Origin of the sequence: Streptomyces sp. F63, assembly GCF_018070345.1 — a bacterium.
Lineage (GTDB): Bacteria > Actinomycetota > Actinomycetes > Streptomycetales > Streptomycetaceae > Streptomyces.
Genome location: NZ_JAGPXX010000014.1, coordinates 60933 through 82716, shown reverse-complemented (window position 1 = coordinate 82716; position 21784 = coordinate 60933). Strand labels below are relative to the sequence as shown.

Sequence of the window (21784 nt, the reverse complement as noted above, 5' to 3'; positions counted from 1 at the left end):
GTCCGCCGGGCCGGAGCGGGCCCGTCCGCCCCGGGAGATCCGGGTGGAGATCGGCGAACTGGTGCTCGACGGTTTCGACGCCCGTATCGACACCGACCGGGTGACGGCCGCCTTCCGCGCCGAACTCACCCGGCTCGTACGGGAGCGGGGCGTGCCGCTGGCGTCCGGCGGCCGGGACCTGACGGTGGAGGCCCTGTCCGGGCTGGAGCCGCTGCCGCGCACCGCCTCACCCGCCCGGCTGGGCGAGGCCCTGGCGCGCGCGGTGCACGCGGGGCTGTCGGGGGACGGCGCGCCGGACGCCTCCGGCGGCCCGGAACGGCGGCCCGGTTCAACGGGACGGGGGCGCACATGAGTTCGCACGCGTCACAGGATTCCCGCGCGGAGGCGGCGCGGAACGCCAAGCGCCGCAAGCGCACGGAGCGTTCGGCGAAGAACACCGCGCCCGAACCCAAGGACATCGTCAGCGGCGCCGGGCAGCCGCTCGACCTGAGTGTGCGCCGGGAGCTGGAGGAGCAGCTCGGCCACGACTTCGGCCGCGTACGCCTGCACACCGACCGGGACGCGGGCGCGCTGACCGACATGCTGGGCGCGGACGCCGTCGCGGTCGGCCAGGACATCTTCTTCCGGGAGGGCACCTACCACCCGGGCACGGCGGAGGGGCAGCGTCTCCTCGCCCACGAGCTGCTGCACACCGTGCAGAACCCGGACGGCCTCGGCGCGCTGCGCGCGGGCCGCGATCTGGGCGCGGTGAGCCTGCCGGAGCAGGCGGCGGAGCGCGAGGCGGAGTCGGCGGCGCAGGAGTCCGTACGGAACGCGATGCTGGGCTCCGTACGCGAGGACGAGCCGGCGGCCGGGGTCGAGGCGGGACAGCCGACCCCGGGCTGGCTGCGCTACGCGACGCTGGACGCGGACCGGCGGCGGGCTGAACTTCTGGACCCGGCGACGCTGGTGGACCGGCTGGCGAACGGAGTCCTCCGGTCGCTGCGCGGCGACCCCGCGGACCTGTCCGGCCGGGTCCGGATGCAGCTGTCGCGGATGGCTCCCGGCCTGCAGGAATCGGTGCTCGACCGGCTTGAGGTACGGCTGCTGAGCCCTGAGTACAACGGGCTGCTGAAACTCATCGGGGAGACGGAGGAGCACCCGCCCGAGCTGGGCCCGGCCCTCGCGCCGGAACCGGTCCCCGACACCGTCGAACAGCTCCAGGACGAGTGGGCGGCCCAGGAGCGGGCCGCCGCGAGCGAACACCGCTCCGACGACCGGAAGGCCGAGGACGCCCGCGAGGAGCGGCGGGCCACGGGCTCCGAGGGCGGGAAACAGGACCGGGAGCGCGAGCAGGACCGCGAGTCGCAGGACGCGGCCGCCGAGAAGAAGGAGGCCGCGGAACGCACGGCGCAGGAGGACGAGCGCGCCAAGGAGCAGGAGCAGACCGAGCAGGAACAGCAACAGGCCGAGGAGAAGCAGGCCCAGGAGCGGCAGGAGGCGGACCGGGCCGACCGGGAGAAGGCCGAGGACCGCGAGCAGGACACGGAGCAGGCCAAGAAGGAGCGCAAGGCCCAGCGGGAGCGGGAGGAGCAGGATCCCGAGCAGGCCAACGCGCCCGGCGGCGAGAAGCGGAAGCGCAAGGACGACGCGAGGAAGCGGGTCGCGGGCTCCAAGCAGGAAGAGGTCGACCCGAAGGCGAAGGGCCAGCCCGGCCCCGTACGCCCGGAGAAGGTTGACGAGCGGGCCGAGCAGCGGGACAGCGCGCTGTCCGAGCACGGGCTGCACGAGAAGGACGAGGACGAGGGCGACCCGCGCGAGGAGGAGCAGCCGCTCGGCCTGGAGGCGGGCGCCGACCGGGAGATCGGCGGCGAGCAGGGCGAGGCGGGGAAGGGCGGCGCGGGCGCGGGCGAGCCGGAGCTGAAGCCCGAGGACTATCTACCGGAGACGGACCTCGACCTGTCGGCCGTACCGACGGCCGACAACCCCGACGCCCCGGTGCCGACGTTCCCCGCTCCGCCGCCCACCAAGGCCGAGCGGATTCAGGAGCAGCGGGAGAACGACGCCGAGGAGGAAGAGGACGAGGACGCCCCCGAGTCCGAGCTCAAGCCGCCCGGTGCCGAAATCGGGCCCGTCGAAGGCGAGGCACCGCAGCCGGCCGACAGTCCGGCGGCGGAGGCCGGCGACCGCACGGAGAAGGACCTCCAGCCGGAGAAGCCGGTCGACCAGGAGGTCGGCCCGGACCCGGAGACCGAGGAGAGGCAGGATCCCGAGCCGGAGGCCGAGAAGCCGGATCCGGAGCAGCAGCAGGACCAGGAGTCGGCCAGGACCGCGGCGGAACGGCAGGACGAGGACGAGAAGGACACCGAGGCCGACGGCCAGGAGGAGCCGGACGCCAAGGACGCGGGGGAGCAGCAGCAGGAGCGCAAGGAACAGGACGAGCGGGAGGAGAAGCAGGAGGCCGCGAAGGGGCAGCCGGAGGGCGCGGCCGCCGGCAAGCCCACGTCCGCACCGTCCGGCGGCGACTCCGCTTCTTCCAGGAGCCCCGAGCCGACCGCGGCGCCTCCCGCGGGCGCCCATACGGAGAAGACGGCCGCCGAGGACCGCAACCCCTCCCCCGCCGCCCGCCGTGTCGCGGACTCCGCCAAGACGGAGAACGAGGCATCCGGGCCGAAGAGCCAGATCCCCAAGCAGACCGGCCCGGGGGCCGCCCCGAGCGGCAACGTGGGCGGCAGTGAACCTTCCGGTCCCTCCCCCGCGGCCGGGCCGGGCGGCGCGCCCTCGGTCGCGCACGCATCCGTCAGCCCGGCCGGTGAACAGGCCGAGGCGCCGGGCAAAATGGGCGCTCCGGCACCCGAGGGCGCCAAGGCCAGGCCCGAGGCCTCGCTGGAGAAGGACGGCGGCGGCTGCGCGCCTCCGGAGCCCGCACCCGAGAAGGAAGAGGGCAAGGGCGGTTGCGGCGGGGGCGGCGGTGCCGCGGCCAAGGAGGAGAAGCAGCAGGAGCCGCCGGACGTATCGGCCCAGGACCCGAAGGCCGCGCTGAGCACCGTCAGTTCCCTGCCGCCGGACCAGGCGCAGAAGGCGCTGCCCGGCGTGGACGCCGCCGGCGAGAAGAAGGCGAACGACGAGCGGAAGCGCCTCGCGGCGAACCCGCCGAAGCGAGAGCGGCCCTCGGGTGCCCCGCGGACGCAGTCCGCTCCGCCGAAGGCCGCAGCGCCCGCGACCCCGGAGACGGGGAAGCTGGAGAAGGTCGGTCCGGAGGACGAGGGCGAGAAGCAGAAGGCCAAGGGCGGCGAGAAGGCCAAGGGCAAGAAGCCGACCGAGGGCGTACCGCCGCCGCAGATCAACCCCGGCAAGGACGGCAAGATCAGCGCGGGCGACGCCGGCAGCATCGAGGCCGCCGCCGACCAGGTCCCGACGACGGACCCGGAGCTGCGCAACAAGACGGTCGGCCCCGCCCCCAAGATCAAGCTGACGGGCAAGAGCGACCCCAAGCGCACCGACAAGCAGGCCGAGAAGCTCAAGGAGAAGCAGGGGAAGATCCACGGCACGGGCCGGGAGGACGCGGCCAAGCCGATGGGCGAGGACCAGATCTTCCCCAACGCGCCCAAGGAGGAGCTGCGCGGTGACGTGCGCGGCGGCGGCAAGGGCCGGGGCGGCGGCGGGCAGCCGACGGGACCCGAGGCGAAGTCGCATGTCGGGGTCGTCGCCAAGCAGGAGCGGGGCGGCGAGATCCGCGGCGCGTCCGGCGAGGCCCAGGGGCAGCTGGCCGCCAAGGAGAAGGAACACCAGCAGGGCGAGCAGCAGGAGAAGCGGCAGAAGCAGGCGGAGATGGACCGCGAGGTCCAGCAGAACGCCGAGAAGCAGACCGCCGAACGGGGCAGGGCCGCCGAACAGGCCAATGCGGAGCGCACGAAGTGGCGCGACGAGCAGGACAAGAAGATCGAGGACGCGGACAAGAAGTCCGAGAAGGAACACGGCGAGCAGAACAAGAAGATCACGAAGGGTCGCGACGACAAGGACAAGGAAGTCAGCGACCGCAAGGATGCCGACAACAAGGACATCGACAGCAAGGCCGACAAGGCCGAGAAGGACGCCGAGAAGAAGAAGGAGGAGAAGAAGAACGAGTCCGACAGCCTCTTCGGGAAGCTGATCGACGCGATCGGCGACTTCTTCTCGGCGCTCCTGGACGCCGTCACCGCGATCTTCGACGCCGCCCGCGAGGCCATCAACAGCGTCATCGACAAGTTCAAGGAGTTCGCCAACGCGGCGATCGACTTCGTCCGTGACCTGGCCATCGCGGCGATCAACGTCCTGGCGGACGCGCTGATCGCGGTCTGTGACGTACTGCTGGCGGCCTTCCCGGAGCTGCGCGACAAGTTCCGCAAGGCGATCGAGGGCCTGCGGGACGCGGCGATCGACACGGTCAACAAGCTGGCGGACGGCCTGAAGAAGGCGGTCAACGCACTGCTGGACGCGCTGGCGGCGGGCCTGAACGCCCTGCTGGACGTCCTGGAAGCCGGCATCAAGTTCGCCATCAAGCTCTACCGCGACGCGATCATCGGCGCGCTGAAGTTCGCCGAGGCGGCGATCGAGGCGCTGGGCAAGTTCGCGGCGCTGGTCGCGGACATCGCGCCGGATGTGGGCGGCTGGCTGAGCAAGGCGGGCAGCTCGGCGAAGGCGGGCATCACGGACCATCTGTGGGGCGCCATCAAGACGGGCGTCAAGCAGTGGTTCGACACCAAGGTGGAGGGCATCCTCGGCCTCGGCAAGGCCGTGATCAACGTCCTGGTGAAGGGCTGCGTCTCGATCAAGCAGATCGGGAAGATGGCCTGGGACGCGATCATCGCGTCACTGCCGATGATGATCGCGTCGATCGTGATCGAGAAGGTCGTCTCGATGCTGGTCCCGGCGGCCGGCGCCATCCTGACGGTCGTCCAGGGCCTGATGGCCGCCTGGCAGAGCCTCAGTTCGATCCTGACGGCGTTCAGCAAGTTCTGGGCGTACCTCAAGGCCGTCAAGGCCGGCCCGGCGGCGTGCCTGTTCGCGGAGGCGGTGGCCGCGGGGATCGTCGCGCTGCTGGACTTCATCGCCAACTTCCTGATGATCCGGCTGTCCGGCGCCACGAAGGGCGTGGGCAAGCGGCTGAAGGCGATGGCCCAGAAGATCATGAAGGGCCTGAAGAAGACGGGCAAGGGCGCGAAGAAGGCCGCGGGCAACGCGGTCAACAAGGCCCGGGGCGCGGCGCGCAAGGCCCAGGAAGCCCTGAAGAAGCCGGCGAAGCCCGCCAAGCCGAAGGGACCGCGGGTCCCGAAGAACCGCTCGGAGACCTCGGACCGCGGCCCGGGCGGCAACCGCAGCCAGGGCAAGGACGCGGCGAACGACCGGCCGAACAGCAAGACCCCGAAGAACGACCGTGACCGGCGCAAGGACGAGGACGAGTCGAAGAAGACCCAGCAGAAGCAGGATCAGGACTCCAAGCCGGACCGGACGACGGACAAGTCACCGGATCAGAAGCCGGGACAGAAGTCCGACAACAAGTCGGACAAGGGCCCCGACCAGAAGCCGGATGCCAAGAGGGACAAGGACTCGGACGAGCCCAAGAAGAAGAAAAAGGAGACCGAGGCACCGAAGCGGACGAAGCCGCGCAGGCCGAAGTCCCCGCTGGGCAAGGCCCTGAAGAAGGTCAAGGGCAAGGTCAAGTCCACACTGAAGAAGATCCGCAACGCCGGGAAGACACTGGGCAAGAAGCTGAAGAAGAGCAAGATCGGCAAGACCCTGAAGAACACCGGCAAGAAGATTCGCGACTTCTTCAAGAAGAAGCGCGACAAGTGGCGCAACGAAAAGAAGAATAAAACGGACCAAAACAACAAGAACAAGGAGAACAAGAAGAAAAAAGAGGACCCCAAAAAGTCAAAGGAATCCCGCCTGGAAAAGGCTGTCGCCCGCATCAGGCCGCTTGCCGATGGACTCCTGAGGCGCGGAATCAACGGTGTCGCCATGGACGCGTCACTGCGAGCGATGCGCACTTGGTTCCGCCTGACAGAACTCGACCGCGAACGAGACCGTCAGTTTGACATCACCGCCAAGCTGAACCCGCAGAAGACAGCGAGCGGCGGATATCGACTCACAAGAGAAGACATCAGAGACATCGTTCACGAGATGTCGGATGAAATGCTGTCGGATCCGAAGGTGCAAGCTTCAGCCCTGAAGATGCGTTTGACGAAGCAGGCCGACCCGGACGCACCGATAAGCATTTCCGGCTCCGAAGACTTTCCCGGAGCAGTGAACTATCTCAGGACGCGCGGCCAGACCCTGAATGTGTCCACTCCCAACGGACAGAAAGTATCCGTCGGTCCGCACAATCCTGCACATGACGCGATGGAGTCGTATCTCGTCGGCGCCGAACAAGGCATGGTGCAGGAGGAGCACAAGCAAAGCAAGAAGCCGACCTTCAACGCCAAGACACAGGTGGTGGAAACATATCCAAATATTGCCGACGACCTGAGGAACAGCGGCCTCTCGGATCCGGCGATCGCCGCCGCCATGGAAGAATACACAAAATCCGGTAAATTCCCGGCCAGCTTCTCCTCGCAACAGAAGGAACTGCTGCGGCACCTACACTGGCTCATGATCGTAAGGGAATCTGCACGCAACCCCGGGAATCTCGGCTTCGCAGCCATGACGACCGATCGGGTCTCCCAGGGCAACATGACGTGGGAACAAGCATTCAGGCACTACGAGGGAGACAGGAGGAACTGGAAGAAGCTGCGCAAGGCTTGGGGTGGCCGCGGACTGTTCCCCATGTCCATGGAGGGTGCCCCCAAGGCAGCCCGGCAGCTTGCCGCCAAGGTCTTGGGCCGGCCGGGCAAGGCCCAAAAAACGCGGGATGAACTCAAGAAGCGCGAGATGGACATGGCGGAGCAATGGCTCAGACAAGTGACCAATGGAAAAGAACTGCTGGGCAAGACGCCGCAGGATGCCCTCCGACAGGGACGTCAAGTGGTGTATGCCTTCCTGGCCGACTTCTACGGCCTGTAAGGGAGATGCCGTGAAAGAAATCAAATCCCGCTTGATCCTCAAGCCGGGCATCGACGAAACGAATATGTTTCAGATCGCACGCTCGCGGCGTTGGTCCCTGTACGACATCGGAAACAAGAACTCCGAGATCTACCGGCACATCTGGCACAGCAGCGACGGCGGAGTGGAAATTCATTACGTCGAAGACCCGCTCACCGGATTGAATTTTGTCACGCTGCGCGGCCCAGGGGCAGAATCAATCGAACAAGATATCAGGAGTTCCCTCCCTGTCTGGACTTATCCCGAAGCACTTGGCGCGCTGCGAAGCTCGGACGGGCGCGACGACCGGCTCTACTCGGCCTACGCTGCAGCCCTCACCGCACCGACGACGGAGGATGAGCCGCTCGTCGAGGAGATGCGGCGGATGTCAGTGGACACTGACCCGGGAATCCGGCAGGCCGTCGTCGTAGCAACTGGCTACTGCCCTTGGCCGTCGTTGGTGGAAATCGTGAAGCATCTTGAAGAGTCGGACGCTGTCGAGAATGTCCGGGACAATGCGCGCCTTCTCCTCGAGGGTTTGGAACGTAACAACACGTAGGGGTGGCGCCGCCATCTCCCGGTAAGCCAGCAGAGGACGAAATGACCCGCTACGCAGACATCCCCAAGCCCATCCGCTCCGGCATCGTCATCGTCGACCCCGAGCGCGGCACCCCGCAGCGCATCATCGTGCTGCAGTTCAACCCCGACAGCCTGGAGCGCTCCATCGCGCCGCAGGCCGCCGGGGGGACCGGTGACGCCGGCGGCGGAGGCAGTGGAGGGGATCGCAATGAGGCCCTCCGCCTCAAGGGGCCGGCGGAGGAGACCTGGAAGTTCACCGCCGAGATCGACGCGACCGACCAGTTCGAGATCGCGGCGCCGGACGGCATTCACCCGCAGCTCGCCACCCTGGAAATGCTGGTGCAGCCGACCACCGCCCAACTGCGGGAGAACGCACGCCTGTCGAAGAAGGGCACCATCGAGATCAGTCCGATCGAGATGCCGCTGACCCTCTTCACCTGGGGCAGCAAGCGCGTCATGCCCGTTCGGCTGACCGAGCTGTCCGTCAACGAATCCGCGTTCGACGTCAATCTCAATCCGATACGGGCCTCGCTCTCCATCGGGCTGAAGGTGCTCACTGTCAGCGATCTGCCGGCCGGGCACCGCGGGGCCGAGCTGTATCTCGCGCATTTGGCGCAGAAGGAGCGGCTGGCCGGGACCGTCCGGTCCGGGGCGCTCGGTTCGCTCGGGCTCACGGGAGCCGACATCGGCATGGGGGCCCGGGCGGCGTCCACACGCATGGGGAGGGCGTAACACCATGATCGAGCCGTATGACAGCGCGCTGGACGCGATCCCCGGAGCGCATCCGTATCCGCGCGGCAGCCGGTACCACGACGCCGAGATCGGGGCGTACTGCTTCCCCGACGGCACCGAAGTCCGTTACGCCAAGCGCCGGTTGCTCCCCCCGCTGCCGGACGAGGACGGGTCCGGGGACGACGGCGACACCGCCCCGCACACCGTCGGCGCCGGCGAACGCCCCGACCACCTCGCCCAGCGCTACTTCGGCGACCCGGGCCAGTGGTGGCGGATCGCCGACGACAATCCCGTCCTCGATCCGCGCGAGCTGACCGCCGAGCCGGGGCGGGAGATCGCCATCCCGATGCCGGGCGCCTTCACCACACCGGGCAGCGGCGCCTCCGGCGGCGCGCCGGGGCGCGGAGCGGCGGGAGGCGGCGGCCGTGGCTGACGAAGAGCCGGTCGGCGGCGGCCCGGTCCACCTCACCGTGCACATGGGGCCGAAGCTGGTCCGCCCGGTGCCGTACGAGGTGTCCGAGGCCCTGCTCTCCGTGCAGATCACCAGCACGGCGGGCGAACGCAGCGGTTTCCAGATCGCGTTCGACCTCACCAAGCGCGGCGCGATCATCCAACGGCTGCTCCCCGACGGCTACTTCGACCCGCGCACCCGGGTCATCGTCACCGCCTCCGTGCGCGGCACCCCGCGGGTCCTGCTCGACGGGCTGATCGTGCGGCAGGAGGTCGGGGCGAGCAACCAGCCGGGGCAGACCACGCTGACCGTCACCGGGGAGGACCTGAGCCTCCTCATGGATCTGGAGGAGCGCACCGAGCGCTACCCCAACCTCGCGCCCTCCGCCCGTGCCGCCCGCATCCTGCGCGGCTACGAGGACTACGGCATCCAGCCGTACGTCGTCCGGGAGCAGATCGAGCAGCCGCCGCGCGCCCAGCTCCGCGTCGAGTACCAGACCGGCACCGACCTGGCGTACCTCAACGAGCTGGCGCAGGCCAACGGTTACGTCTTCTATCTCGAACCCGGTCCGACGCCCGGCTATTCGACCGCCTACTTCGGCCCGCAGAAGCGGGTCGGGCAGCGGCAGCACGCGCTCAACGTCAACATGGACGTCAACTCCACCGTTGACCAGCTCACCTTCGCCTATGACGGCACCGCCCGCGAGGAGCCGCAGGCGCGGGTGCTGGACCCGGTGACCCGGCGGGCGCCGCTGCTCCCCCAGCCCGACATCAGCCCGCTCCGCCCGCCCCTGGGCCGGCGGGCCAGTCCGGCGCTGAAGCGCCGCAAGCTGACCGGCACCGCGAAGTTCAGCCCCGAGCAGGCGCGCGCCGAGACGCTGGCGCGGGCCGCGACCTCCGCCGACGCGATCTCCGGCTCGGGGCAACTGGACGTCAACCGGCACGGCTACATCCTCCGGCCGCGCGAGCTGGTCGGGGTGCGGGGCGCCGGGCTGACGTACGACGGCGACTACTACGTCAGCAGCGTGACCCACAACCTCCGGCCCGGCTCGTACCAGCAGAACTTCACCCTCTCGCGGGAGGGCCTCGTCGCGCTGAGCGACACCGTCCGTCCGTGACCGGAGACCGGGAGCCGGAGACCCGGGACCGGGCAGCCACAGGAACCTGGAGAAGCACACGATGGCGCCAGCAGCAGGACCAGGACCAGGACCCAACAACCGCTATCTCGGCAAGTTCCGCGGCCGGGTGGTGGACAACGACGACCCGTTGCGGATCGGCCGGATCACGGCGCTCGTGCCGGACGTGCTCGGGGACGAGCCGTCCACCTGGGCCATGCCCTGCTTCCCGTTCACCGGCCCGCAGGCCGGCCAGTACGTGGTCCCCGGGGAGGGGGCCGGGGTGTGGATCGAGTTCGAGCAGGGGGACGCGAGTTTCCCGGTCTGGACGGGCTGCTGGTACGGCGACGAGAGCGAACTGCCCCCGGACGCACGGGCCGCGGCCCGGACGGGCGCCGAACCCGTGGTCATCGAGAACCGGAGCCACCACAGGATCGTGCTCCACGACTCCCCGGACGGCGGGATTCTGCTGCAGGCGCCGGGGGGCGCGTTCATCCGGATCAACAACGCCGGGGTGCAGATCAACAGCGGTGCGGGGACGTCGATCGTCCTCGACGGCGATCAGGTGGACGTCAACGAGGGCCGGCTGACCGTGCCCAAGAAGAGCTAGCAGAAGAACGGGGAGGGACGTCGTGTCCAGGAGTTACGGAAGCGGGGGCCGCGGGGGCCGGTGGGATCACGGGAGCGGCGGCCACGGGCGTCCCGGGAGCCCCGTCCACACGGGGGCGGAGCTGCGCTGCCCGCACGGCGGCCGGGTCGCGGCCGCCTCCGCCGCCGGCTCGGGGGCGTACGCCGCGTCCGCGGTGCGGCTGGACGGGCTGCCGCTGATGACCGCGGCGGACGTCCACACGGTCAGCGGCTGCGGGCACATCGTCGACGGCCGGCCCTCGCCGTGCACCAGCGTCCGCTGGAGCGCGGGCGGCGGCTGCCGGGGCGCCGTGACCGTCGACGGGGCGCCGGTGCTGCTGGACACCGCGGCCGCGGGGGCGCAGTGCCTCAGCGACGCCCTGCTCCCGCAGGGCGCGCCGGTCGTGGCCGGCCCGGGACCCGGAACCGCACAGCGAGGGGTGGAGTGCCGATGAGGGCGAGGACGGCGGGGACCGCGCGGAAGGACATCGCGTTCCCGTTCCGGATCGACGGCCGGGGGCGCACGGCCCGCGCCGCGTCGTACGACGACCATGTGCGCGATCTGATCGAGCAGTTGCTGTTCACCAGCCCGGGCGAGCGCGTGATGCGCCCCGACTTCGGCTGCGGGCTGCTCGATCTGGTGTTCACCCCCAGCAGCCCCGAACTGGCGTCCGCGCTGGAGCTGTCCGTACAGGCCGCGCTGCAGCGCTGGCTGGGGGATCTGATCGAGGTGGAGGACGTGGACGTGGAGAGCGAGGAGAGCGTCGTCCGCGTCCATCTGCGGTACGTGGTGCGCGCCACCGCGGACCGCCGCGAGGACGTGTTCGAGGGGAGGGGCGCCGCATGAGCGGGCCGGACAGGGAACCGACGGCCGGCGGCCCCGGCACCGCACTGGTGTGCCGGGGCGACGGCAGGCGCGGCGCGGTGCGCCGGGCCGAGCTGAACGGGGTGGACGCGGTCGAGGTGAGCGACGACGGCCGCACCCTGACCGTCACCTTCCTCGGCAAGGCCCCGCGCGGCCTGTGCCCGGAGAACGTGCGCATCGACGGCGGCCGGCGCGTCACCGGCATCGAGGCGCTGGAGGTGGAAGTCGAGCGGGAGGACGACCCGGAGCTGGACGACCGGCTGTACGTCACCGTCGACAAGGCCGGTGACACCTCCCGCTACCGGCTGTCCGTGGTCGAGACGGACCCGTACGGGCGTCCGGGCACCGAGCCGTACCGCGGCTTCGACCAGCGGTACCACGCGGTGGACTTCTTCTTCCGGCCGGACTGCCCCACACCGTTCGACTGCGCGGACGAGCAGCCGGACTGCCCGCCCACCTTCAGGCCCGCCCCGGTCATCGACTACACGGCGCGGGACTACGACACCCTGCGGCAGGTCGTCCTGGACCGGCTGGCGCTGACCTCGCCCGGCTGGGTGGAGCGGCACGCCCCGGACCTCGGGGTCACGCTGGTCGAACTGCTGGCGCACACGGCCGACTTGATCAGTTACCAGCAGGACGCGGTCGCGACCGAGGCCTATCTGGACACGGCGCGCCGGCGGGTGTCGGTGCGCCGCCACGTCCGGCTGGTCGACTATCCGATGCACGACGGCTGCAACGCCCGCGCCCATGTGGCCGTGGAGGTGGCACGGCCACTGGCGCTGCCGCCCGGCAGCTTCCGCTTCGCCTCCGTCGACCTCCGCGACCGCGGTCCGCGCGACCGGCACGGCGCGCGGCCCGGCACCGTCCTCGCGGACCACGAACTGGCGGAGCTGGACGAGCGCGCCGGGGTGGAGGTCTTCGAGCCGGTGGAGCCGAAGCCGCTGCGGCTGCGGCCCGAGCACAACGCCATCCGCTTCTGGACCTGGGGCGGCGAGCAGTGCTCGTTGCCGAAGGGAGCCACGTCGGCCACCCTGCGCGACGCGTGGGCGCACCGGGAGCACGGCCCGCACGACGGGAACGACGGGAACGACGGGAACGACGGCCACGGGGAGGACCGGCACGGGGACGACCGCCACGGAGACGGCAACCGGGGGCACAGTGCCGCCGGCGGCCGCGACCGCGGCCGCGGGGCCGGGGACAGGGACGGACGCGGGGCCGGGGACGAACGCGGCCCCGGGGACGGTCGCGGCCACCACGGCCACGGGCGCCCCCGGCGGCGCCTGCTCGACCTCGCCCCCGGCGACCTGCTGGTGTTCGAGGAGGTGCGCGGCCCCCGCTCCGGCACCCCCGGCGACGCCGACCCGGCGCACCGGCAGGCCGTGCGCCTGACCTCCGTCACCCCGGCCGTCGACCGGCTGTGCGGACAGCCGGTCCTGGAGATCACCTGGGCCCGCGAGGACGCCCTGCGCTTCCCGCTCCGCCTCTCCACCACCGGCGGCACACGCTGTGAGCCGGTCCCGGACGTGAGCGTCGCGCGCGGCAACATCGTCCTGGTCGACCACGGCCGGTCGCTCTCCTTCGGCGATGTCTGCGACGGCGAGCCGGAGCACGTCACCGTGCCTCCGGTGCCGGCCGTGCCGCCGCGGTGCGAGCCGCCCGCCTTCGGCTGCCCGGACCGCGCGGGCGGCAACGAACCGGCCCGGCTCGCCGCCGCGCTGCTCGATCTCGCCGACAGCGGGCGGCTGCTCACACCCGCGCACGTCCGGGAGCTGTTCACCGCCTTCGGCGAGGACGCCGCCGCGCGGGCCGGGCTGGGGATCACGGGCGAGGGCCGGCGCGAGGAGGCCGTGCCCGACACCGCGCACGCCCAGGCGGCGGCCCTGCGCACGCTGCTGGCGCAGTCCGTGTACCCGGGCATCGTGCCGCGCTTCCGGCCGGTCCTCGACCGCTTCCCCGTCGTCCAGGCCGTGCCGTTCCCCGAGCCGCGCCTCGTCGCCGCCGGGCAGGCGGAGCGGCTGGCGGCCGTCCCGGAGCGGGTGCGGCAGCGGCTGGTGGAGCTGTGGCGCAGCGCCCGTGACCGCGACGGGCTGTCCGATCGGGAGACGGCCGAACTGGCTGTGCTGTTCGGGCTGGGGGTGCTGGAGCGGCTGGAGCTGCGCGTCCACCCGCGGCGCGCGCTGCGCGAACTGCTGGTCCGCAGCGACCGGTTGCTGGCCCGCAAGAAGCGCCGGCTGGAGGTGCTGGCGGCCCGTGCCCGCGCGGGCACGGTGCTGGACCGGCGCACCGCCTGGGAGATCGCGCACTGCTGGGGCCCGCCGTACGCGGCCGGGCTCGACCCGGAGGACCCGGTGCTGGCCGGTCCGGCCGCCGCGTCGCTCCGCCAGGACCCGCGGGCGGCGCTCCCGGCGGTACGGGTGCTGGAGCGGACCCCGGACGGCACCCGCGTGTGGGAGCCCCGGCGGGACCTGCTGGGCAGCGGGTCCCGGGACCGGCACTTCACCGGCGAACCGGAGGACGACGGCCGTCTCGCGCTGCGCTTCGGCGACGGTGTCCACGGCGCCGCCCCGGAGCCCGGGACCACGCTGGAGCTGCGCTACCGGCTGGGCGGCGGCACGGCGGGCAACGTCGGCGCGGAGGCCGTCAACCGGCTGGTGCTGTGCGGGCCGCCGGACGACGACGCGGAGGACCCGGGCCCGTACGGCGGGTGGGACCCGTACACCGGGTGGGATCCGTACGGCGGCTGGGATCCGTACGGCGGCTGGGACCCGTACCGCGGCTGGGACCCGTACCGCGGCTGGGACCCGTACGGGGATACGGGCCGGCCGGTGGCCCCTGCGGCGCCGGGCGGATCCGGGGAACCGGAGCACGGCGCGGAGGCGGGCCCGGAGTCCGGGGAGGCCCGGGAGACCGGCGAGGCGAGCGAGGCCGGCGAGGCCGGTGCCCGCGCCGGGCGCGGCTTCCCGGTGATCCGGGTGCGCAATCCGCTGCCCGCGACCGGCGGCACCGACCCCGAGCCGGTCGAACAGGTGCGCCGGCTGGCGCCGCTGGCCCTCAGGCGTACCCGGCTGCGCGCCGTGACGGCCGCCGACTACGCCGAACTGGCGTCCGCCGTCCCGGGAGTGCAGCGGGCGGCGGCGGAGATGCGCTGGACCGGCAGCACGCAGGAGGCGCATGTCGCCGTGGACGCCCTCGGCACCGGTCAGCCGTCCGCGGAGCTGCTGGACGCGGTGGCGCGGCATCTGGAGGGCTACCGCCGGATCGGCCACGACGTGGTGGTCGTCCCGGCGCGGACCGTGCCGCTCGACATCGCGCTGACCGTCTGCGCGGCACCGGGGCAGCAGCACGGCCCGGTCCTGGCCGAGCTGCACCGGGTCCTCGGCTGCCGGGTCCTGCCCGACGGCCGGCTCGGCTTCTTCCACCCCGACGCCCTTGGCTTCGGGGAGCCGGTGCGGCTGAGCCGGCTGGTGGCCGTGGCGGCGGCGGTGCCCGGCGTGCGGAGCGTGCACGTCACCAGGCTGCGGCGGCTCTTCGACGCGGGCGCCCGCTCCGGTGGCGACAGCGACGGCGACGGCGACGGCGACGGCGGCAGCGGCGACACCGGCGACGACCACGCGAGCGACTCGGGCGGGGTACGCGACCCCGCCCTGGACGAGGGCGTGCTGCGGCTCGGCCCGCTGGAGATCGCACAGTGCGACAACGACCCGGACCGGCCCGAGAACGGCCGGCTGGAGCTGGAGTTCGGGGGCGGACAGTGACCATCGAACCGACCGACACGACCACCACGGGCCGCGGCTGCGGCGCGAACGGCGGCTGCGGCTGCGGCTGCGACAGCGGATGTGGCAGCGGCTGTGGCAGCGGCGGGCACGACGAGCGCCGCGCGGCGGCCGCCGTGCACAATCCACCGGGCCGCCCGGCCCTCGACTACCGGGTCGGCGAGTACGGCTCCTTCCTGGCCGCCATGCTCGACCGGCTCGCCTCACCCGCCTATCCGGCGCTGCGCCGGCTGACCGTCCGCACCCCGGACGATCCGGCGGTCGCCCTGCTGGACGCCTGGGCCGTCCTCGGCGACCTGCTGACGTTCCACTCCGAGCGGATCGCCGACGAGGGCTATCTGCGCACCGCCCGCGAGCAGCACTCCCTGGCGCTGCTGGGCCGGCTGGTGGGCCACCGGCCGCGGCCCGGGATCGCCGCGGACACGCATCTCGCGTACACGGTGGACCGCGACCCGCGCTCCGGGGAGGACATCCCCGTGCTGATCCCGCGCGGCGCGCGCAGCCACAGCGTGCCCGCCGTGTCGCAGGAGGAGCCGCACACCTTCGAGACGGACGAGGAGCTGACCGCCCGCCGGTCCTGGAACGAGCTGGGAGTGCGGCGCCGCCGCCCGGCCCTGCTGACCCCGGAGGATCTGGCCCGGCGCTCCGAGCTGTACGTCGCCGGGACGGACACCGGTCTGCACCTCGGTGACCGGCTGCTGTTCCTCTTCGGCGGAGGCGGAGGCGGGGGCGGCGGCACGGGCGGGGACGGGAGCGGGGCACCGGGCGCCGGGCAGCGGCTGCTGCTGCCGGTCGCGCGGCTGCGCGTCGACCGGGAGGACGGCGTGACGGCGGTCGCCCTGCCGCGGTCGGCGCCGCCGAGCCTGTTCGAGCTGCTGACCGAACTCCGCCGGTGGATCACGGAACCGGCCGGCCCGGAAGACCCGGAGGAGCCGGCGGAGCCGAGCCCGGAGCACCCGAATCCGCGCCCGGTCAGCCGGCTGGTCGAGGACTTCGACGCACGGGTGCTGGCTCCGCTCCGCGAGGACCTGGACGGCATCACCTCACCCGAGGAGTTCGCGCACCGGCTGGCGGAGCCCCTCGACCGGCTGGCCGAGGCGGAGATCATCGCCGGGCCGTACGAGCACGTGGCCGCCTGGTTCGAGCGGCTGGCGGCCGTGCTGGCCGAGCTGCGGGAACGGGCGGTCGAACTGGGCCCGGGCCGCTCGGCCGCCGAGGACGCCGCCTTCGACGGACGCGTCCTGGAGCCGGAGCCGGAGAGGGAGCCGGAGAGGGAAAGGGGCACCGCGGACCGCACGGACCGCACGGACGGCACGGACGGCACGGACCGCACGGACGGCACGGACCGCGGCGGACGCGCGACAGCCCCGGCCGCCCCGCCCGGCGCGGGAAACCGGCACAGCCCCGGGCAGGGCGCACAGGCCCCGGCCGCCCTCCGCACGCTCGGGGCGCTGCTCCCCGCCCTCCGCTCGCACCCCGTCCGCCCGCCGGCCGCCCCCCGCGCCACCGCGGCCGCCCGCGACCCCCGGAGCCTCTTCGGCCCGGAGTCGGGCTTCGGCGCCCGGCTGCTGACCGCGCTGGACCCGCGGCTGGACGGCGGCGACCTGTACGCGGCCTGGCGCAGCGCCACTCCGGCCGCCGCCGCCACGGGGACGGCCGCCGCCGTCCCCGTACCCGGCCCCGCCGTGCTGCGCGATCTGCTGGCGATGCGGGTGACGGCCGCGCCGTTCGGGGCCACGGCCCCGCTCAAGCCCGTGCAGGACGAGCGCGGCCGGATCATCCGGCAGTCCGACTGGCCGCTGACCGGCTCCGCGCTGACCACCATGCGCGTCGTGTTCGACACGGCCGGCAAGGTGCCCGTGAAGGCGGAGTTCGTCCACGCCCAGCTGGACGCCTCCTGGCAGCGCAGCGAGAACCTCCCGAACGAGCTGACGTTCGACCTGGGCCCCGGCACGGTCGTCCTCTCCGCCCAGAGCCCCCAGGGGCAGGAGAGCGGCCGCACCGGCCGGCGGACGGCGTCCGGCACGGAGCCGCAGGAGCCGGGCGTGACCGCCCAGTTGCTGGCGGACCTGCCGGAGCGGACGCTGTTCGTGTCCCGCCCGGCCGAGGACGGCACCATCCATGTGTCCGTCGCGGACGGCGGCAGCCACGACTGGCGGCTCGCGCCCGGCGAGCGCCGGCAGGAGACCGTCGGCGGCTACGAGATCTACGTCCGCCGTTCCACGGCCAGCGAGCAGCACAGCGTGGAGATCGGTATCGCCACCGTCCCCTCGGCGCCCAACCGCTGCGTGCTGCCGCTCGACACCGTGCACGACTCCCTCACGGTCGGCAGCTGGGTCGCCGTCGAGCGCCCCCGCAAGGGCACCCCGGACGAGATCCCGGGCGACCCGGCGCTCCGCCGCGTCATCACCCGGGTCACGGCCGTGCGCACCGTCGCGTACGCCAACTACGGCATCACCGGGCGCGGCACCGAACTCACGCTCGCCGACCCGTGGCTGGACGACCAGGACGTGCTGCTCTCGCACATCCGGGACACCACGGTGCACGCGGGCGGCGAGCCGCTGCGGATGGCGGACGAGCCGCTGGGCGAGGACGTGCACGGCAACGAACTCGAACTCGGCGATCTGCACGACGGGCTGGCCCCAGGCCGCCGCATCGTCGTCACCGGGGAGCGCAGCGACATCCCCGGCGTCGCCGGGCTGCGCGCCACCGAGCTCGCGGTGATCGCCGACGTCGAGCAGCGGCTCGATCCGGAGCTGCCCGGCGACCACGTCCACACGGTGCTGACGCTCACCGCCGATCTGGCCCACCGCTACCACCGCGACACCGTCCGCGTGCTGGGCAACGTCGTGCCCGCGTCGCACGGCGAGAGCCGCGACGAGCCCATCGGCAGCGGCGACACCACCCGCGCCAACCAGACGTTCACGCTCTGGCGCGCCCCGCTCACCTGGCTGCCCTCCGGCAACGCGCTGGGGGCCGTACCGGCCCTGGAGGTGCGGGTGGACGGGCTGCTGTGGCACCGGGTGGACAGCCTCGCCGGACGCGGCCCGCGCGAACGCGTCTACGTGCTGGGCGCCGGCGCGGACGGCCGTCCGGCGGTGACGTTCGGGGACGGGGTGAACGGCGCGCGGCTGCCCACCGGGCACGACAACGTCCGCGCCCGCTACCGCCACGGCACGGAGGGGCCCGGCGGCACGGAGGTGCCGGCCAACCTTCCCGCGGGCCGCGTCACCCAGGCCGTCACCCGTCCCCTCGGCGTCACCGGTGTCACCAACCCGCTGCCCGCCACCGGCGGCGCGGCGGGCGACGGGCCGGGCCTCACCCGCCGCACCGTCCCGCTGGCGGTCTCCGCGCTGGACCGGCTGGTCTCCCTCCCGGACTACGAGGACTTCGCCCGCTCCCGCGCCGGCATCGGCCGGGCCTCCGCCCGCGAACTCTTCGACGGGCGGCGCCGGGTGGTCCAGGTGACCGTGGCCGGGGTGGACGACGTACCCATCGGCCCCGACTCGGACACCCTGCGGGCGCTGCGCTCGGCGCTCGCCGAGCACGGCGACCCGCGACTGCCCGTCCGCGTCGACGTGCGGGAGCTGGTCGTGCTGCTGCTGGCGGCGCAGGTGAAGGTGGCGCCGGACCACTCCTGGGAGACCGTCGAACCCCGGCTGCGGCAGGCCCTGCTGCGCCGGCTCGGCTACCCCGGCCGCGAGCTGGGGCAGCCGGCGCTGCTCTCCGAGGTGCTGGCCACGGCCCACACCGTGCCCGGCGTCGCCCACCTGGACGTGGACGTCTTCACCGGCGTGCCCGTCACCACCGCCGGACCGGACACCCCGGCGCCCCCGGCGGACCCCGGCGTGCCGCGGCCCGTGGTGCCCGCCCGGCAGGCCGAGTACGACGAGACGACGTACCGGGTGACGGCCGAGGCGGGCGAGACCCTCACCGAGGTCGCCGCCCGCCACGGCATCTCCCTGGCCGAACTGCTGCGCCTCAACCCGGACATCGGCGGCGTCGGGCGGCTGCCGAGGGGCCGCTCGGTGCTCGTCTTCCGCGGCGTGCGCCCCGCCCAGCTGGCGCTGCTGTCACCCGAGGTCCCGGACACGCTGATTCTTACGGAGGTCACCCGATGAGCAGGGAACCGGACGGGCTCGCGGATCTCCTTCCGCAGTGGCACCGGCTGCGGGACGCCGAGCAGGGCGAGGGGCCGGGCGGTGAGCCGCTGCGCGCGCTGCTCGCGGTGATCGCCGAACAGGTCGACCTGGTGCGCAGCGGTGTCGAACAGCAATACGACGACTGGTTCGTGGAGACGGCCGCCGAGTGGGTGCTGCCCTACCTCGGCGATCTGGTGGGCCACCGCCCCCTGCCCGGCTACGAACACCTGCTCGCCACCGGCCCCGGGGACGGCGGCCGGCCGGACCTCTCCCGGCGGCGGCTGGCCGCGGCGCTCTCACCGCGCCGGGAGGTGGCCGCCACGGTCGCCAACCGGCGCCGCAAGGGCACGCTGCCGCTGCTGGAGGAGCTGGCGCAGTCGGTCGCCGGCTGGCCCGCGCGCGCCGTGGAGTTCTCCCGGCTCGTCTCCGGCCTGCAGCCCGTCCGGCTGTACGGGCCGGAGACGGCGGCGGTGCGCGCCCGGCGTTCCGGCCGCGGCCGGAGCGCCGATCTGCGGGACTCCGCGGAACTGGACCTGGCGGGCGGCCCGTTCGGCACGGTGGCGCGCTCCGCGGACGTCCGGCGCGCGGGCTCGGCCCGCAGGCAGGGCGGCCTGACCCCGGCCGGGGTCGGCCTGTTCGTGTGGCGGCTGCGGCCGTACCCGGTGACGGACGCACCCGCGTACTGCGTCGACCGGGCCCGGAACCTCTACACCTTCTCGATCCTCGGCAACGACACCCGGCTGGTGACCAAGCCGGAGCCCGAGCCGTCCGCCGCGCACGTCGCGGCCGTCGACAACGTCCCGGCGTACATCCGGCGCCGGCAGTTCGCGGACCGGCTCGCCGACTACTACGGGCCCGGCAAGAGCCTGGAGATCCACCGGGACGGCCGGGAGGAGCCGGTGCCGCTGTCGGACATCGTCGTGGCGGACCTGACGGACTGGCGCTACCGGCCGCGGCGCGGGCAGGTGGCCGTGGACCCGGAGCTCGGCAGGATCGCGTTCGGCTCCCGCTCCGCGCCCCGGCGCGGGGTGTGGGTGAGCTACCACTACGCCTTCGGTGACGACCTGGGCGGCGGCGAGTACGACCGGGACCGCGACACCCCGGCGACGGCGAAGGTCTACCGGGTCGGGCCCGGCCAGAGCTTCCTGCGCATCATGGACGCGTACGAGCGGTGGCGGCAGGACCGGCGGGAGGGCGGCACCGGCCCCGAGGGCGTCATCGAGATCACCCACAGCGGCGCCTACCAGGAACAGCTCGACTTCGACCTGAGCCCGGGCGACCGGCTGGAGGTCCGCGCGGCCGAGGGCACCCGGCCCGTGATCCGGCTCCTCGACTGGTACAGCAACCGGCCGGACGCGCTCAACATCCGCGCGCACGGCGGCTGCGGCTGCCCCGAGGACGGGGACCACGCGGGGAACGGGGCGGCGGGCGGGCCGGCGGCCCGCGGCACGGGGGCCGGAGGAACGACGGAAACGGGCGAGGCGGGCGGCACGGGCAACACGGGCGGCACGGGCGGCAGCCCGGCCGAACCGCCCGGCCGGCACCACCGCCCCGGCTGCCCGTACCGCGAGCCCTCCCGGATCGTCCTCGACGGCCTGCTGATCGCGGGCCGCGGCATCAACGTCACCGGGCCGGTCGGCACGGTCGTCCTGCGTCACTGCACCCTGGTGCCCGGCTGGTCCCTGGAGCCGGACTGCGAACCGGCCTCCCCCGAGGAGCCCAGCATCGTCCTCGAACGCACCACCGCCTGCCTGCAGATCGAGCGGAGCGTCCTCGGCACCATCGAGGTCATCGGGGACGAGGTGAGCACCGACCCGCCGGCCGTCCACCTCCGGGACAGCGTCCTGGACGCCACCGGCCACACCCTGCCCGCGCTCTCCGCCCCGGACTGCCGGCACGCCCACGCCGTGCTGCACGCGCACCGCAGCACGGTCATCGGCGAGGTCCACACCCATGCCGTGCGGATCGCGGAGAACAGCGTCTTCACCGGGCGGATGCACGTGGCGCGGCGCGGCATCGGCTGCCTGCGGTACAGCTACGTCCCGCCCGGCTCCCGCACGCCCCGCCGCCACCGCTGCCAGCCGGACCTGGCCGGCCCGGAGGAGGCGGGGCGGGTGCGGCCGCTGTTCGAGAGCGAGCGGTACGGCGCCCCGGCGTACGCGCGGCTGGCCGCGGCCTGCGCCGAGGAGATCCGCCGGGGCGCCGACGACGGCTCCGAGATGGGCGTCTTCCACGACCTGTACGAGCCGCAGCGGATGGACAGCCTGCGGGCCCGGCTGGCCGAGTACGCGCCCGCGGACACCGACGCCGGGATCATCACCGTCACCTGATCACCGGCCGGCGGTCCCGTGACCGCCGGCGCACCGGCACCGCACCGCCACCGGCACCGCACCGCACCGCCACCGATCAGCGAGAGATCCACAGATCCGCCCGAGCCACCAGAGCCGGCGGAGGCCGCGGGGA

At 73.0% G+C, this 21784-nt stretch carries 12 protein-coding genes; all 12 read left to right on the top strand.

The window, feature by feature from the left end:
- Nucleotides 1–43: 43 nt before the first annotated feature.
- The 12 genes from KBZ10_RS16485 to KBZ10_RS16420 all read left to right on the top strand — a co-directional run bounded on the left by KBZ10_RS16485 (nucleotide 44) and on the right by KBZ10_RS16420 (nucleotide 21651).
- Nucleotides 44–352: a hypothetical protein gene (locus KBZ10_RS16485; RefSeq protein WP_247702487.1), complete on the top strand. Its 309-nt coding sequence runs from the start codon at nucleotides 44–46 to the stop codon at nucleotides 350–352.
- A complete protein-coding gene (locus tag KBZ10_RS16480; RefSeq protein WP_210988407.1) occupies nucleotides 349–7020 on the top strand; it encodes a DUF4157 domain-containing protein in 6672 nt (2223 codons plus the stop codon). Before KBZ10_RS16485 ends, KBZ10_RS16480 begins: the two co-directional genes overlap by 4 nt.
- 10 nt (nucleotides 7021–7030) lie before the next feature.
- On the top strand, nucleotides 7031–7597 hold the full coding sequence (locus tag KBZ10_RS16475; RefSeq protein ID WP_210988406.1) for a hypothetical protein: 567 nt from the start codon (nucleotides 7031–7033) through the stop codon (nucleotides 7595–7597).
- A 41-nt stretch (nucleotides 7598–7638) separates the two neighbouring features.
- Nucleotides 7639–8349 (top strand): hypothetical protein, encoded by a 711-nt coding sequence (locus KBZ10_RS16470; RefSeq protein ID WP_210988405.1) that lies wholly within the window; start codon nucleotides 7639–7641, stop codon nucleotides 8347–8349.
- A 4-nt stretch (nucleotides 8350–8353) separates the two neighbouring features.
- Nucleotides 8354–8782 carry a hypothetical protein gene (locus KBZ10_RS16465; protein WP_247702486.1) on the top strand — a complete coding sequence of 143 codons (429 nt, stop codon included), beginning with the start codon at nucleotides 8354–8356 and terminating at the stop codon, nucleotides 8780–8782.
- A 43-nt stretch (nucleotides 8783–8825) separates the two neighbouring features.
- On the top strand, nucleotides 8826–9917 hold the full coding sequence (locus KBZ10_RS16460; protein ID WP_210988458.1) for a hypothetical protein: 1092 nt from the start codon (nucleotides 8826–8828) through the stop codon (nucleotides 9915–9917).
- Between the two features lie 61 nt (nucleotides 9918–9978).
- Complete coding sequence (locus KBZ10_RS16455; RefSeq protein WP_210988404.1) at nucleotides 9979–10524, top strand: phage baseplate assembly protein V; 546 nt, start codon at nucleotides 9979–9981, stop codon at nucleotides 10522–10524.
- Between the two features lie 22 nt (nucleotides 10525–10546).
- Nucleotides 10547–10996 (top strand): hypothetical protein, encoded by a 450-nt coding sequence (locus KBZ10_RS16450; protein WP_307847482.1) that lies wholly within the window; start codon nucleotides 10547–10549, stop codon nucleotides 10994–10996.
- Complete coding sequence (locus KBZ10_RS16445; protein ID WP_210988403.1) at nucleotides 10993–11388, top strand: GPW/gp25 family protein; 396 nt, start codon at nucleotides 10993–10995, stop codon at nucleotides 11386–11388. Before KBZ10_RS16450 ends, KBZ10_RS16445 begins: the two co-directional genes overlap by 4 nt.
- Nucleotides 11385–15161, top strand: a complete 3777-nt coding sequence (locus KBZ10_RS29510) for a baseplate J/gp47 family protein (protein ID WP_247702485.1) — start codon at nucleotides 11385–11387, stop codon at nucleotides 15159–15161. Before KBZ10_RS16445 ends, KBZ10_RS29510 begins: the two co-directional genes overlap by 4 nt.
- Nucleotides 15158–19300: a putative baseplate assembly protein gene (locus KBZ10_RS16425; protein ID WP_307847481.1), complete on the top strand. Its 4143-nt coding sequence runs from the start codon at nucleotides 15158–15160 to the stop codon at nucleotides 19298–19300. The genes KBZ10_RS29510 and KBZ10_RS16425 overlap by 4 nt, the downstream gene beginning before the upstream one ends.
- Entirely contained in the window at nucleotides 19297–21651 is a 2355-nt protein-coding gene (locus KBZ10_RS16420; RefSeq protein ID WP_210988402.1) for a hypothetical protein, read from the top strand. Before KBZ10_RS16425 ends, KBZ10_RS16420 begins: the two co-directional genes overlap by 4 nt.
- The last annotated feature ends 133 nt before the right edge of the window (nucleotides 21652–21784 follow it).